The organism is Planctopirus limnophila DSM 3776 (assembly GCF_000092105.1).
Lineage (GTDB): Bacteria > Planctomycetota > Planctomycetia > Planctomycetales > Planctomycetaceae > Planctopirus > Planctopirus limnophila.
In genome coordinates this window covers 2730439-2745077 of record NC_014148.1, presented here as the reverse complement: position 1 = coordinate 2745077, position 14639 = coordinate 2730439, and the positions used below count along the sequence as shown (strand labels likewise).

At 54.5% G+C, this 14639-nt stretch carries 11 protein-coding genes; 10 read left to right on the top strand and 1 reads right to left on the bottom strand.

Annotation, left to right across the window (positions count from 1 at the left end; all coding sequences use genetic code 11):
• Genes PLIM_RS10915 through PLIM_RS22835 form a run of 8 tightly spaced genes read left to right on the top strand, consistent with a single transcriptional unit; the run spans position 1 to position 9818 of the window.
• Positions 1-987 (top strand): phage tail tube protein, encoded by a 987-nt coding sequence (locus tag PLIM_RS10915; protein ID WP_013110375.1) that lies wholly within the window; start codon positions 1-3, stop codon positions 985-987.
• Between the two features lie 2 nt (positions 988-989).
• Positions 990-1439, top strand: a complete 450-nt coding sequence (locus PLIM_RS10910; RefSeq protein ID WP_013110374.1) for a hypothetical protein — start codon at positions 990-992, stop codon at positions 1437-1439.
• A 9-nt stretch (positions 1440-1448) separates the two neighbouring features.
• On the top strand, positions 1449-1817 hold the full coding sequence (locus PLIM_RS10905) for a hypothetical protein (RefSeq protein WP_013110373.1): 369 nt from the start codon (positions 1449-1451) through the stop codon (positions 1815-1817).
• A 32-nt stretch (positions 1818-1849) separates the two neighbouring features.
• Positions 1850-2005: a hypothetical protein gene (locus PLIM_RS24395; RefSeq protein ID WP_155523245.1), complete on the top strand. Its 156-nt coding sequence runs from the start codon at positions 1850-1852 to the stop codon at positions 2003-2005.
• 3 nt (positions 2006-2008) lie between these two features.
• On the top strand, positions 2009-4981 hold the full coding sequence (locus PLIM_RS10900; RefSeq protein WP_013110371.1) for a hypothetical protein: 2973 nt from the start codon (positions 2009-2011) through the stop codon (positions 4979-4981).
• A gap of 9 nt (positions 4982-4990) precedes the next feature.
• A complete protein-coding gene (locus PLIM_RS10895) occupies positions 4991-6889 on the top strand; it encodes a hypothetical protein (RefSeq protein ID WP_013110370.1) in 1899 nt (632 codons plus the stop codon).
• A gap of 14 nt (positions 6890-6903) precedes the next feature.
• Positions 6904-8190 carry a hypothetical protein gene (locus PLIM_RS24390; protein WP_013110369.1) on the top strand — a complete coding sequence of 429 codons (1287 nt, stop codon included), beginning with the start codon at positions 6904-6906 and terminating at the stop codon, positions 8188-8190.
• Positions 8191-8192: 2 nt separating this feature from the next.
• The gene (locus PLIM_RS22835) at positions 8193-9818 is read left to right on the top strand and encodes a glycosyltransferase (RefSeq protein ID WP_013110368.1); all 1626 of its coding nucleotides are present in this window, start codon (positions 8193-8195) and stop codon (positions 9816-9818) included.
• Between the two features lie 590 nt (positions 9819-10408).
• Here PLIM_RS22835 and PLIM_RS10875 read toward each other — a convergent pair.
• Positions 10409-10666: a hypothetical protein gene (locus PLIM_RS10875; protein ID WP_041401590.1), complete on the bottom strand. Its 258-nt coding sequence runs from the start codon at positions 10664-10666 to the stop codon at positions 10409-10411.
• Here PLIM_RS10875 and PLIM_RS10870 point away from each other — a divergent pair.
• Both PLIM_RS10870 and PLIM_RS10865 read left to right on the top strand, forming a co-directional pair.
• Entirely contained in the window at positions 10665-11768 is a 1104-nt protein-coding gene (locus PLIM_RS10870; protein WP_013110366.1) for an AAA family ATPase, read from the top strand. The two genes, PLIM_RS10875 and PLIM_RS10870, sit on opposite strands and share 2 nt — an antisense overlap.
• Positions 11761-14043: a S8 family peptidase gene (locus PLIM_RS10865; protein ID WP_013110365.1), complete on the top strand. Its 2283-nt coding sequence runs from the start codon at positions 11761-11763 to the stop codon at positions 14041-14043. The genes PLIM_RS10870 and PLIM_RS10865 overlap by 8 nt, the downstream gene beginning before the upstream one ends.
• Positions 14044-14639: the final 596 nt, after the last annotated feature.

Genomic DNA, 14639 nt, shown 5'->3' with positions numbered 1-14639 from the left:
ATGCCGCAAGATGTCCAAATTCAAACCGGGTTCGAGTCGTTCATCACCATTGTCGATGAATCGACCTGGAGCGATTATCCCAATGACCCCGTCCTCTGGCATTGCCCCTACGACACGTTTGACGTGAAGCATCAAACCGAAGTCCGCACCGGCAACCAGTTCACCGGCTTCCGTCAGGAGACCCACAGCCGCTTCGTGCGTGGCATGCCGCAAGGCCCCTTGTCGCTGCCACTCTTTGGGTGGCATCCCGTCGAGGGCGAGATGAGTCTGGCCCAGTACCTCATTGAGTGGGCTTTTGGCAGTCCGGAAGTCAAATTCCGCCCGTCAAAAAGCATCAACTACTATGAGGGGGTCAACTTCGACAACAACCGCTATCAGGGCCTGCGCGTCAATCAGGGGACGCTGGCCGGTCAGGATGGTGGGCCAGTGACGATCAATCTCGATCTGATGGGCCGGGAAACCATCCCCCAGGTGGCCGATGAAGAGGAAGGGCCGGAAGTCGGCAATGCTCCCACTGTCCCTTACGACCGCTTCAAGCTGATTGAGTGTGATTTTACCGACGTGACACTCAATCTGGCGGGGGTGAATGGTGTTCCCTTCTCCGGCTTCAATCTGGTGGCCACGCACGGACTGATTCCCGATTATCTCGGGGGAAAACTGCTCCGCACCATGCCCTCCGGGCAAACAGTGCAGAGTCTCACATTGAACCCGCCCAAGACCTCCAAAGTGTGGGCCGAGACCATCCGCAAGATGGATTACATGGAACAGGAAGTCACGGCTTCGCTGGTCATGAAGATTCCACACATGGGGACAGGGGCCGTCGACACCAACTTCACGCAGGTGACAGCCACCTTCAACCGGCTCTCAATTCAGAAAGCCGATACGGCTCGCTCGAAGGGAGTCATCCAGCAGCCTCTGGAATTCAAGGTGCTCAAGCCGATGAGCAACAACTCGGCGATTACCTGGGCTTTTGCGGACGTGGCCTAACAATGGCTGATATCCCGGTGGAGCAGGCCGCCCAGCGGCTGCAACAGCTCCAGCAGGAGTGGGAAAGGGAGTTTCGGCAGTTGCTCCGGGAGGTGGAGCAACTGCTGATTCGTCTCCAGCGGGAAAGGTTGTCCCGCTTATCGCAGGGCCAGACGCATGCCGGGGATCAATGGCCCAGCACAGAGGATTCCCGGCGAGGTGTGCGGCAGACGATCGGGATTCGCTCGCGCAGACTGGCCAACAGTCTCACGACCCGCACCCGGCAGGGCCGCCGCAATTTCGGCCAGGTGCAACTGGTCTATCAGGCCAGTTATGCCGCCGCCTTTGACAAGTTTCGACGTTTACTACCGCAGCGGATTCCCCAGGAGTGGGCCGCCCAGATCAATGCACTGATGGAAGCCCGGCTCGCGCGTCTCGAAGAGAAATTGAGACAAGCCGGGCTCATCGATTAAGGAAGAAGTATGTTTCAGCTCAAAGAAGTGACACGTTCCGTGGTGCTCGATATCGATGCCGCCGAGGGAAAATTCTGGATCAGCTTTCGCAAACCGACCTTTGCGGAAGCGATGCAGCACGACGCCCTGTGGGAATCGCTCCCCCGGGATGACTCGGGCCAGCAGTATGCCCGACTCACTCAATTGCGGCTGTCGCTGGTGACAGACTGGGGGAACGTCCAACAGGCCAATGGTGAGCTGCAGCCCTTCAGCCGGGAGGCGTTGGAGAATGTTGTCTGGCAGTCTCCCACGGCTTTCCAGCAGATCACCAAGAAAGCCATTGAGCTGCTGACAGGGACTCCGCTGGGGGAGTCCGCAAGCGTGCCCGTCTCTGGATGAGAGGCCGGGGACGCTCGGAGGCTCTCGACGTGATGGCTCATCTGCTGCGATCGGCCCCACTGCGCAAGCGGCTGGGGCTGTCGCTGGTGGAGTTCGATGCACTCCCTGCCGATGTCGCCGAGGAATGGCTGGTCTGTTGGGAGCTGATCCAGGAAGAGGCCGCCCGCAAAGCGAAGAAAAGGAAGTAACCCATGGCCGCAGTTTTTTCGTTTGGCGTGCGTGATGAGGTGGGCCCCGGTCTGGCTGAAATGGGCCAACGGATTGAGCAGGTGGGCCAGACGGCCCATCAGACCACACAGGAGCAGCAGGAGCTGACCCGCAGTGTGGCCGCCATGGCCAAACAGATGGAAGAAGCCGCCCCCCGGCAAAGGAGCTGGGCCGGGGCCATTGCTGAAACCGGCGCTGCTATGGGAACGACCTACTATGCAGCCGAACTTTATTCTGCAGCGGCCACAGCACAGCGCAAGGTGTCGGAGCAGTTAACCGCGGCAAACGCCAGGCAGCTCACGACATGGACGGGCTTAAGATCACAGCTTGATGAAAACACCGTGAGATTAACGCGGTGGGGCCTACAAACTGAAAAAGCCGCTGAGAGCACGGGAAAGTTGATTGCTCGAACGGCTCAATTGACTGAAGCGAGAGCCAAACTCAGCGCTTCGTTAAGGTCGAGCTCGATCAATGCCGTACGTGGGGCCCGAGCTGCCAGCAGAGCCATTGGCAATAGCAACACTGCCCGATTTGGTCGAGCCGCTGCCCGTGTGGGAGCGAGAACAGCAGGAGCTGCTGGAAAGATAGCGGGAAGAGTCGGAGTAAGCACAGGGGCACTTAGCAAAGGAGCTGGTGTCGCTCTAAAGGTTGTTGATAAAGCCCTGCCCGCTGCTTTGATACTTACGGCAACGATTCAAGGTCTCGGAGCTGTAATGGCCCGTACTGGAAAGACGTTTGAGCAATCCAGCAGAGCCACCGATGAACAACGCCGACAGTTTGAAGCCCTGAAACGTGAATCAGCAGATTTGGGTGTCAGTCTGGATACTCTTGCAAAGCAAAAGGGGATCGACCTCGCAGATGATCTGGCAGTTAAGGTTGAAAGCAACCTCGACCGAATCAAAGCCGGATATCGGGATTTGGGAAACACTGCCACAAAAGAGCTGGGCCGTGTCGGCAGTGCGGCAGGTGCCATTGTGGCCGGATTGAATCCTCTTCCCCCGATTTACGAGCGAATCAACAAAGAAGCCACCAAGTGGGCTCGATATCAGGTGGAAGGGCTCAAGGAGTCGGAACGCCTTCTGAAAGAGGGGTTGTGGGGCTATCAGTCCCTTTATGCCACCATCACTGAGGGTGGGGGCGAGGCATACATCGCCGAACAACGGCGGCTCGATCAAATGGGTCGTATGACGGAGCGCATGGCGAAACTGAAGGAATTGACCCGAGAGACCTACAACGAAATTCGCCAGATCAATGAGAACGCTGAAAAAGACAAAAAGGAGGCTTCGGAATCAAAGCGCATCGGGGAGTTAAAAACGGTTTCTGATGTTGTTGGTGAAAGAGAAAAGCTAAAGCAGAAGGTGATCGAGCAGACAGAGTTACAGGCACGCCTTGATCTGGACTCGCAAGATTCGAGCCTGACGCCAGAGCAAAAAGATAAGAACCGTCGTGCCCAGGAAAAACTGAACGAGGAGCGGATCGATACCGCAACCTACGAACGCCGCCTGTCGCAATTGCAGTCGAGAGAAAACACGCTCACCGGAAAAGATGAGGCCATCGAAACGGCCAAGGTTAATGAAAAAATTGACCGGGCACGAATCGCAAATGAAGGAGTGCTTAAAGAGGCTCTGATTGCCAGGCGAGGAATGCTCGAAAAAGAACTTGAGCTGGTTGAATCCCGAGGCCGGCACGAAATCGAAATTGCCGAGGCCAGTGGAGCAACTGAACGCGAATTGCTCGGCTTGAGGATCAGTTCTTCTCAAAAAGTTCATGCTGAAAAGCAAAGGTTGATAAAGGCTGAATGGGAAGAAAAATCGGCTCTGATCGACCAGGAAGAAGATCGATTGAAGGCCCAGTTGAAGCGGGAAGGTCTTACACGGGAAGAAACCGACAACCTGAGCGAAAAACTTAGGGAAATTGAGACCGATCGGCTCAAGGCCACCATCGATATGCGTCAGTCTCTGGCCAAAAGTGACGCAGATTTTCGAATTGAACAAGAGCAGCGAGTTTTTGCGGAAGAGTCGCGTCTCGCGAATGTGCGAGTTCAAGCCAGTAAATTGGAGATCGAGTCAGAGAACGAACTGTCAACAATGCTTCGAAACACCTCTGTTCAGGAAGAACTCAAGAATCTTGAGAGAGTAGGCAATAAACGTGCGAAACTCGCGCAGACTGATGAACTTCGCCATCGCGAGGAAGATCGAACCGCTGAGGAAGTGTTTCGACGTAGGTTGCAGTTGATTCAGGAAGAGGGCAACCGACTGATCAAGGCCGCAAAGGATGAACGTGAAGCTGCGGAAGAAACAGCACGGTTAAAGAAGGAGCTGACGCAGGCCACTATCGACTTTCAATTGAGTGAAACCGAAAGGAAATTGGCGAGAGAAGAAGAGTTGGAGCAGAAAGCCGCTGCTGCGAGGGAAATGCGGAAACAAAATGCTCAGAACGCTCTCGGACACGCCAAATTCGATGCTCAGCAGTTCATTCAGAATCAAGACCCTCGCAAAGTGGCAGCAGCCTTAGCGAAGCGGGCTGGCGAACAGGCGGGGCAGAAGGCGGTTGACGACTTCAACGCCAATCCAGAAAACCAGCAGGCTTTCCGGGATGCTGGAACTAAGGAAAAGGCACGCATGCTGCGGCAACGCGACCGCGAACGGCAGCAGGCCATTGAGCAAGAAGAACGTCGAGTGCGTCGGCAATTTGCCAGGGGTGAAGTCGATCCGAGAGAACTGGCAGCCGCTCAAGCGGATGTTGCCACTCAGACCCTCGATGGACTGAAAGCCGGTAATCAGAACCAAAAGGATTTGATCGATTCGGCAAAAGAACAGGTCAAACAGACGGCTGACATTCTTTCCACTCAGGAAGCCATGCAACAGGAAATTGCCAACCTGAAGGCCCAGCAGCAGGCTGTCGGCCAGAACGCCGCCGCCCAACGGCAGCGGGCCCAACGCGGCAGCATCAAGTAAGGGAAGGCCATGACGGTACACATCGAGATGCAGACCGAGCCCTTCGGCCCCTTCACGGAATTGGACGTGGAGCAGCTCGCCATTTCCAACATGAAGCTGCAGATTGCCTATGAGCATGCGGCCCGACTCAGCTTTTCGGTGGCGGAACCGCAGCACACGCGACCCATTCCCTATGGGGCGTTTCTGCGCGTCTGGATCGAAGGGGAAACCGTGCGGGGGGCGGCTCAATCGGCCACCAATCCACTCTTCGAAGGGTTTGTGGAACCGATTCAGCCTGCTGATGCCAATCGAGTCGATTACGAATGTTTCGACCCCACTTTCCGCTGCAACAAACAGGTCAATCTGTTCAACGCTCCGTGGGAGCCCGGCGACCCGTTCGAATTGCTCTGGCCTCAGCCGACTCTGGGAGCCCTGCCCCGCCTCGTCTACAACTGCAAGAACGAGGCGGATGAAGACTATGCCCATTCCGTGGGAAACGATGGGACTGTGGCCAACATTCTCGCGGGGATTCTGGAGTACAGCTATCACCCGCTGGTGTGGCGAAATGCGGCCCCGGGAGATGGAACGGTCGAAGCCGCCGAACTCCCCTTTGTGTCGGCTGATCTCGAGCCCTTTGACTTCAAGCCGCAGCAGAAGTTGGTGTTTCAAAGTGAGGGGATTCGCTCCTGCGTGGAACGTGTGCGGCAGTTCGAACCCCGCATGCGGCTGATCTTCGAGCCCGGGACGCGGCTGTGGCGATTCGTGAAAATCGACAGTTCCAGCGTGGTGACACTGCGGCTGAATGATCCCGAGGTGCCTTTCCCGGTGTTGTCCCTCAACATGAACAGCTCGATCGAGAATTGTCACACGGCCATGAGGGTGTATGGGCCCGAGACCAACACGCTGGAGGAATTCCGCTGGACGAAAGCGACAGAGGCCGACCCCTCACCCGTGAACACGCTCGCACCCCTGGGCGATCCGATCGAGCTCGAGACCTGGGGCGATTCGTCCGGCTTCACGACCGAGCAGACATGGCAGCGGTGGCAGATTGTCCCGGCGATCAAACGCCGCGGGGCTCAGATGTTGCCCCAGTGGATCACCATTCCCATGAATGCCTACAACTTCATGCCCTGCAGGCGGCCTGTGTTGCAGATCTCCTACGACCGGGGCACCACTTGGACGACTGCCGAAAACGTGTGGTTTGATTGGCTCAATGGCATTGCCACCTTTCAGGGGACGGCCCCGTACTATCGCCACCCCACCGCCCGGCCCGGATCGACGCAGAGAACCTATGCCCCCACGGCGGTGCGGCTAATCTGGGCCCCCTATGCGGCCCCCCTGATGGTGCGAGTCCCCGAGGAAGGCTATGAGGGGACGGCTTACACGGTGGCCGGTCTGGAGCAGGAGCTGGAGGAATACAGCGAGTTTCTCGCGACCGGCAAAGAGTGGGGAACACCGGTCACCACCGAGGCCCGCAGGGAGCAGTTCCGCAAGTATGCCCGGTCTGTCCTCGATGAGCGGAAGGACATTGTGTGGGGGGGCGGCCTGACTCTCGATGGTCTCGACTTCCAGTGGGCCGGACTCAATCGCCGGGTGTCATTTACCAGCAGTGATGGAGCGGGCGGCACAAGCGCGATCGGGTGGGAGGACATCAACGCCATTGTCACCGATGTGGAATACGACATCAGCCAGCGGCTGACGACGTTGACCTTTTCGAGTGACTGGCTGGAGCTGCTGGGCCTCGATCCCGCCGAGCTGCGGGAGCGGCTGAAAATCAAGGCCTTGGAACAGGTGACCTTATACCAGGGCCGGACGCTCTTCTTTGGTCTGTTCAAGACCTACAAGGGCTACAGCGTGCAGCAGGTGGTGGGAGTGCGGGACAACTACCGCATTGCCTATCTGGATCAGGAAACGGGGCTGGAACAGTAGCAGGAGTGGCAGGCATGCCCGCAGACTTCCGTTCATTCGAGCAGCGACTGAATGCCCTCGAGCGCAAGGGGAACATCCACGACGTGGACATTGAGCGTTTGTGGAAACTCCAACGGCCCCAGGGCGAAGGCGTCCCAGTCGGCGGCCCCTGGCCCCCGATCGACTTCACCGGCCCATGGGATGAGGAGCCCCCCTGCACTGATTGCGAAACGGAGTGTTTCCGCATCGAGGCCAGCGGCTTTGGGGGCGAACTGGAGCAGTTCAACGGAACGCGATGCTTTTCCCGATCGAGTGATTGCGGCTGGACAACCAGTTCTGCCGACATCTCTCTCTTGCGTTACATGTCGATCAGCATGAATGAATCGGCGGAGCCGCCGGTGGTTGTCTTGAGCCTGCAGGGTCAGACCGTCACCTTCCGCACGAACGACATGGATTGCTTGATCACCCGCACACTGACCGCGACTCCGGCCCCTGATGAAATGACACCACTCTGGCCAGCCACACTGGAGCTTGTCCCGGTCACATGCGGCGATTGCACGCCGAGCACTAGCACTGGAACGGGCACTGGCACAGATACCGGAACGGGAACAGATACCGGCACAGGGACAACAGCCACCTGTCCGCCCCTGGCCTCCACGGCTTGGGAGTGGACGGGTGTGTTCCCCTGGGTTGTCGGCAGTGGTGGCATGTGTTCCGGCCAAGATGGCTGTGAAGCCTGCCCGCCTGATTACCCGGGCGAATATCCCGGTCAGATTGTGACCACGCCTTGCGGCCCGGCCCCCGCCGATTGTTCGAGTGGCACAGGCACGCCATCGGGAACGGGGACAACGACCGGAACCGGAACAACTCCACCCACAGGCACCGGAACGACCAGCGGGACAGGGACAAGCGGCCCAACATCGCCACCCACCGAGGGGACAAACACAGGCGATCCATCCAGCACTGGCACTGGGACAACGGCACCCACAGGCACAGGAACGGGAACAAGCGGCGGCACTGGCACCACGGCCCCAACAGGGACAGGGACAACGAGCGGAACCGGGACGGCTGCGACAGGGACTTGCAGTTACACGCTGGCGGCCGCTGCCTGGTGTGTGGTCGGTGGCGTGACTCACAGTCTCTACAACCTCGCCACGTCCTGCAGTGTCTCCGGGGGTGGATCGTGCCCGGCACAACTTGTCGTGCCTGGAACTGCTGCCACCTTGACCGTTCCTTGCGGAACAACAGCCAGTTACCCATGCGAAGGGGGCGGAACAGGAACATCAGCGGGAACGGAAGGCCCGCCACCCGAGGAACCATAACCATGAATCCAGCACTCACCATCGGCATTCCCACTTGTGACGATCAGCGGGCTTTGTGGTTCACGTTGATTGATCTGCAACGCACGCGCCGCGACCTGGGCCTGACGGATCAGGTGGAAATTCTGGTCATTTCCCAATCGGCCAAGGAAACCCACATCAAAGCCGAACGGGAACATGTTGCAGACATTGCGAACGCTCGATATCTGCACCTGCCCGAACCTCCGGGAGCAGGCCCGGCCAAGCAAGCGGTGTTCGATCATGCGACCGGCAATGCCGTCTGCTGCATTGATTCCCATGTGATCCTCGATACGGGTGTTCTGGTCCGGCTGGTGGCGTTCGCAGCGACCATTGACGACGGGCTGTACTTCGGCCCGAACTTGCGGCGGCGGCTGATCAACGCAGATGGGAAACCCGCGATCGTCGGCACGCATTACCTGCCCAGATATGGATCCAACGGCAACTGGGGCGACTGGGCGACTCACCCATCAGCCGACAACCCCCACGCGGCCCCATTCGAAATCAATTCCTGTGGAACCGGCTGTTTCGTCGCCAAGCGGGATTCATTTCTGGGCTTTCATCCTGACGTTCGCGGCCATGGTGGCATTGAGCCCTACATCCCGGAAAAATACCGGCAAGGCGGGCGTTCTGTGAAATGCCTGCCGTGGCTTCGCTGGATTCATCTGTACGGCTATGCGGACGGATCACCCTACAAGGGGTTTGCCTGGTCAGTCAAAGCCCGGAATGATCTGCTGGGGTTTGCCGAACTCGCTTACCCATCGTTCCAGCAAATTCAGGCCAACTACACAGCCCCCGGGCGGCTCTCGATCGAGCGATTCAACGAGATTGCCCGCGAAGTGGGGGCACTCGACCGGCTGCAGCAGATGCCAGCCTCTGCCACTTTACAACCCGCGCCCGCAGCGATCCCAAAAAGCGACTATCGACGGCTGATCATTGGGGTACTGTCAGCCGACAACGAGCAAGCCCGGTATCGCGAGAAGCGGGAAGCCATTCGCCAGACTTGGGGAAAAGACTTGCCCGCCGATGTGGAACTGGTGTTTCTGGTGGGCCGTCCTGATCTGGTTGAACTGCCGGACAAACGGGGCGATATGCTTTTGCTCCCCTGCCCGGACGATTACCAGCATCTCACCGAAAAAACGATCTGGTTTTGCCGGTGGCTGCAATCAAGCCGAAATTTCGCCAGAGTGCTGAAGTGCGACGATGACACCTATGTGCATGTGGCCCGAATCTTGGCCCGCGACCGGATGACCGCCGATTACGTCGGGGCTCCCACCCCGCAGCGTGTGGCGGCGGGCAGGCCATTCGAGACAGCCAGCGGCGGGGCCGGTTATTTATTGAGCCCCAAAGCCGTGTCGATTGTGGCAGCCAGCGAGCCCCAGCAGCATTGGCAGGAAGATGTGCACGTCGCCCAGGTGCTGCACGCTGCCGGAATCAGCCTGACCAAAAGCAGGCAGTTTCAGGCGGGGCAACAGACCACTCCCAAGCCCGAAAACCAACAGGTGACCGCCCACTACATCACGCCCGAGCGAATGCGGGAAATTCACAAATCCTTGATCACTCATGCAGAGAAATACGTACATGACATGGTGCTTGTTCTATCTGGCGACTGATTCACTCCGGTTGATACATTACTAAGCGTGAAACTAAGGAATCCCGCTCGTGAACATCAACTCCTCAGTTATAAGGTTCAAATCATTAACGCGATCCTAACAATTGATCTCAAGAGTGCAAGCGATACTCAGAGAGACACATTCTATGAATATATATCTGCTCCGTGGGAAAAAACTAATCTTACGACGACATGGGTCGCAACATTTCCTGAAAGCCTCACTCAGCAGCATATTATCACGAAAACGTTATTTGTTCTTGAAATCGCGGCAATAGCAATTGGAGTGAAGTATGAAGCCGTTATTGCAGTGACACCCACAAAGCCGACAATATTTAACGGGCCAAATAGTTAAGGCTAAAAATGATATATAGAGACGATTAAGAGAATGGGTTCCTTATAACTGTATTATTCGAGAGCTGTTGATATGGTGGTGCGAATGCTCAAGTTATAATATCGCAATACGTGAGTACAATCACAATCGCTTACATGTTCAAAATTGAACCAAGAATCCACCGGGTAAGCTGGTCGCACTTGAGTGCCAATATGAATTGGAGAGATGTGCAAGACAAAAATCCGAGAAACCCTCTTCCTTCAAAATGAGGCTGCATCGGATTTTTGCGAAACGTCGTCTCGGTCGAACAAATTAATCCGAACAAAACTCAAGTCAGAAAGGACAGGTTTTGACCTTAGCGGAGAACCAGGAAGACACAGCAGCAGCGGAAAGCCCAAAAAGCCGACAAAAATATCGGTAATTGTTGCGAAAATATCGCATTGACTGACGATAATATCGCCGATACGATGTCGTTTGAGCTGGTGAACAGAGAAAATTCGCGCAAGGGGCCGCTGCATGATTCGTGACTACCTTTTTGACATCAATAAAATCATCGAGGGAGCTGCCAGTGGCGACCACGAAAAAGTGCTGGCCTACTCGGAATCACTTGCCCGCAGGCTCGAATCGGGCGGCGAGTTGGCGGCTGCCAAGCGTATGAGGCAGATTGTCGGAAAGAGTTCTGCTTCGAACATCTCTCTAGCTCGACAAGGTGGCCAGGCACTGCTGCCAGTGGACGGTGAATCAAGAATTCCAGTTGCCGACGAGGAGCGACCAGTTGAAGCCGATGTTTCGGTCTTCCTTTCGGAGGATGTTCAGAAAGTAGTCGATCAATTCCTGTTATATTTTAGGGCTGCTGATCGGCTGATTGCCAACGGTGTCGGTATCTCACCATCTCTCCTTATTTATGGTCCCCCAGGGGTCGGGAAAACTCAGTTGGCTAGATATATTGCAGCACAACTGAAGTATCCCCTCATCACAGCTAGGTCGGATGCACTAATTTCTTCCTATCTAGGAAGTACTGCAAAGAATATACGGCAACTTTTCGAACACGCTGCATCACGTCCATGCGTGTTGTTTCTTGACGAGTTCGACGCGTTGGCAAAGATGAGAGATGACGATCGGGAATTAGGTGAGTTGAAACGAGTTGTGATTAGTTTGATGCAAAACATCGATGCAATGGGGCGGGACCATGTTCTTCTCGCGGCGACCAATCATCCGCACCTACTTGATCCTGCCGTTTGGCGTCGATTTGCCTACAAAATCGAGATGAGTACTCCCGGTCTGGCTGCGAGACAGGAGCTGATACGGTTTGTACTGGGGCGGTTTGCAACAGCACAGGACGTCGAGGTCGCTGCGTGCCTGAGTGAGGGGATGTCGGGTGCACAGCTTAAAGACATTACTGAAAACCTGGTAAGAGAGGCTGTGGTCAACGATCAGCAATCAGTCAACTTAGTTGAGATGTGTGCTCGTTTTACTGGTACATCCGACGTGGCTGCAATTCTTCGAGCGATTCGGAAGGTTGACAAGAAACGGTTCACTCAGAAGAAGCTGTCTGAGCTCTTCGGGCTTTCACAGTCCTATATATCAGAACGTTTGAATCAGGAGCCCGCTAGTGCCTAAAATATTCTTACCCATGAAGGTGGTTTTGGCCCGTAAAGACTTGGATTATCGTCTCGATCCCAATGCTGGGGGCGAAACAAAAATCTTTGAGCCTGTCACGCAAGAGTTGCGCAAGAAGTATTCAAGCGAAGTTGCATCTCTGCGAAAGGAGTTTTCGGCTTCGTTCGCAGAACATCCTACAATCCCTGCCGTAGCAAAAGTCCTGCTGAAACCTGAGGCAGGGGCCAAATCATACCGGCCAGGCACTTTGTTTAATTCTGAAACCTGCCCCATCATTGGTGTTGAAGGTCCATCAGAGTTGTTGGTAAGTGTGAGTTCCGAAGGGCTCAGGGCGTTGGCTTATGAGATTGAGCAGGGTCAAACAAAAAAGCATCAAGCGAACATTTCGACACTTAATCGCCTTCTTGCGTTTAAGGCAAAAGATGCACTTGAAGGGTATTCGCCAGAGTATATAGCCAAAACGGCAAAAAGGAAGAACGCTCCCATTCGAATTCGCCTGTTTCGTCACGGCGTTGACGCAGTTGATAAGCTTATTGAGCAGGAGTTTAAGGCTGTTGCGAGATCAGAGGCGTTGCCAGATCTTGAGGCGGTTGACTATGGTGATGATGTAACTGTCTACGCCGTGAAATCCGTGACAACGAAGTCCATAAAAGCGTTGGCAGCCTTCGTGGGTACGCAAAGCATAGGACTGTTTCCTGAGTTTCGCCTTGTTCGTACGGCGGCAAATATTGTAGGTAAACTCGACGAAAGGCGGTTCCCAAGTTTTGATCCAGCTAAGGAATATGGACTTGTTGGGGTGATTGACAGTGGTACAGATCCAACCAACAGGCGACTTCAAGAATACGTGGCGAGACGTGATGTGGTGGTCAAAACGCAACACGACTTCAATCACGGAAGTTTTGTTGCTGGCCTAATCGCGAATAGTCGGGCACTAAATGGCGCAGATAATCGATTCCCAAGAGCGCAGTCTCGTGTTGTCGACGTGGTTGCCATTGATGCTAGTGGTCAAATCTCAGAGTATGATTTAATTACTGTAATCGAGAATGCAGTTCGCGACCACTCCGATGTGAGAGTTTGGAATCTTTCCCTAGGCCAAGCAACACCATGTTCTGATGCGAGGTTTTCGCTTCTGGCCTGTAAGCTGGACTCAATTGCAAAGAAGCGCAATGTACTGTTTGTAATTGCAGCAGGAAACTATGAAACACCTCCACTCCGCACTTGGCCACCAGAGAACTTGGGTGAGAACGATCGAATCTGTCCTCCTGCTGATTCCGTTCGAGGATTGACCGTTGGATCGATCGCTCACATCAGTAATCAATCGTCATGTGTTGGAATTGATGAACCTTCGGGATTTTCGCGACGTGGTCCCGCGCCACATTTCTACATTAAACCAGAAGTCAGTCACTACGGTGGCAACTGTGATGAAACTGGGGATTGCTTGCAATGCGGCGTAGTATCTACAGATGGCCACGGAAATCTGGCCGAGAATATTGGTACCAGTTTTGCTGCTCCTCATATTTCAAACATTGCCGCGAACATATATCGCGAGCTTGAGCCAGAAGGCAATTTGTCTCCGGCATATGTCAAAGGACTGATTGCCCATTCTGCATTTCTTAGATCAGGCTGCCCAGATGCCCTGGATGTTCGTTATAAGGGTTTTGGGAGTCCGGGAGATGTGTCAGAAATTCTGAATTGCACGCAGTCCTCGGCTACGGTCATCTTTCATGCTGAATTGACTGATCGCCATTTCTTTGAGAAGCATCAATTCCCCATGCCAAGTTCTCTCGTCATTCCCAATAAAGGATTGCGAGCGGAAGTCTTCATGACTTTAGCTTACGATCCGCCTACAGATGCGCGATTCGGTATGGAGTACTGTCGTACGAACCTGACGGCGAGTTTAGGGACAGTAATGAAGAATAACGAAACGGGGAAAGAAGTATATAATCCTCAACTCAGGCCCGCTCCAAAAGACGTAACTCGGGGTGGTGAGGCTCGTATGGTCTCTGAGGGGTTTAAGTGGTCTCCTCTGAAGTTTTATTATCGGGCCTTTACCGCAGGGCCTATTTGTAAGAACTGGCGTCTTCATCTAGAGATTCTTAATCGTGATGGTTTCAGGTGTAAGGAACCCCAAAAGCTTGTTTTGCTTCTTACAATCCGGGACCCGGAAGGGAAGGCAAATGTATACAATGAAATGGTTACTGAGATGGAGAAACTGTCTTGGGGGGCCCAGGATCTGAGACTTGCATCTCGAATTCGTGTGCGTCGTCGTTCGTGAGGCGTGAAATGTGTGTTGGAGAGTCTCAATTTCGTTTGCGCGATTGGCGTGGAAGCTGTGGGGGCTTCTAATTGTACTCTTTGGGGAAGAACTTTCTGAGTCTGGAAATGTCGAACCAACAGAAGCTTCACGAACATATTTTATGTCTCAGTCAATCGGATGATTGGGAGCATGCGAGGAGTGAGTGGCGTCTATACCAGATCTACCATTCGGAAACTTCGTTGACATGCCCGTGCGGACAGTATCCGATCAATGAGATATGTGTGATTGTTAATCAGTTTACTAACGTCACCACAGAGGTTGGAAATGTATGTGTTAATAACTTTCTTCAAATCGCGTCAAATGACCTTTTTAAGTCGGTTAGATATGTGAGGGAGGATGCCGGAAGGTCTTTCAATGTCGCAATGATTGAATACGCTCACCAGCAGCGATTTATTAATGATTGGGAGTACAAGTTCTATAATGATATTCGTAGAAAGCGAGCTTTGACAGGTCGGCAGAAGGAGAAAAAGATTCAGGTAAACGAGAAGATTTTGAAGTGTATCACTCGTTGAGAATAGATAAGCGGTGTGAACTTCGTGCTTTGTTGGTGTTTC

Coding starts and splice junctions, on each gene's coding strand:
- PLIM_RS24390 (WP_013110369.1), top strand. CDS start 6,904: ATGCCCGCAGACTTCCGTTCATTCGAGCAGCGACTGAATGCCCTCGAG.
- PLIM_RS22835 (WP_013110368.1), top strand. CDS start 8,193: ATGAATCCAGCACTCACCATCGGCATTCCCACTTGTGACGATCAGCGG.
- PLIM_RS10915 (WP_013110375.1), top strand. CDS start 1: ATGCCGCAAGATGTCCAAATTCAAACCGGGTTCGAGTCGTTCATCACC.
- PLIM_RS10905 (WP_013110373.1), top strand. CDS start 1,449: ATGTTTCAGCTCAAAGAAGTGACACGTTCCGTGGTGCTCGATATCGAT.
- PLIM_RS10875 (WP_041401590.1), bottom strand. CDS start 10,666: ATGCAGCGGCCCCTTGCGCGAATTTTCTCTGTTCACCAGCTCAAACGA.
- PLIM_RS10895 (WP_013110370.1), top strand. CDS start 4,991: ATGACGGTACACATCGAGATGCAGACCGAGCCCTTCGGCCCCTTCACG.
- PLIM_RS10870 (WP_013110366.1), top strand. CDS start 10,665: ATGATTCGTGACTACCTTTTTGACATCAATAAAATCATCGAGGGAGCT.
- PLIM_RS10900 (WP_013110371.1), top strand. CDS start 2,009: ATGGCCGCAGTTTTTTCGTTTGGCGTGCGTGATGAGGTGGGCCCCGGT.
- PLIM_RS24395 (WP_155523245.1), top strand. CDS start 1,850: ATGGCTCATCTGCTGCGATCGGCCCCACTGCGCAAGCGGCTGGGGCTG.
- PLIM_RS10910 (WP_013110374.1), top strand. CDS start 990: ATGGCTGATATCCCGGTGGAGCAGGCCGCCCAGCGGCTGCAACAGCTC.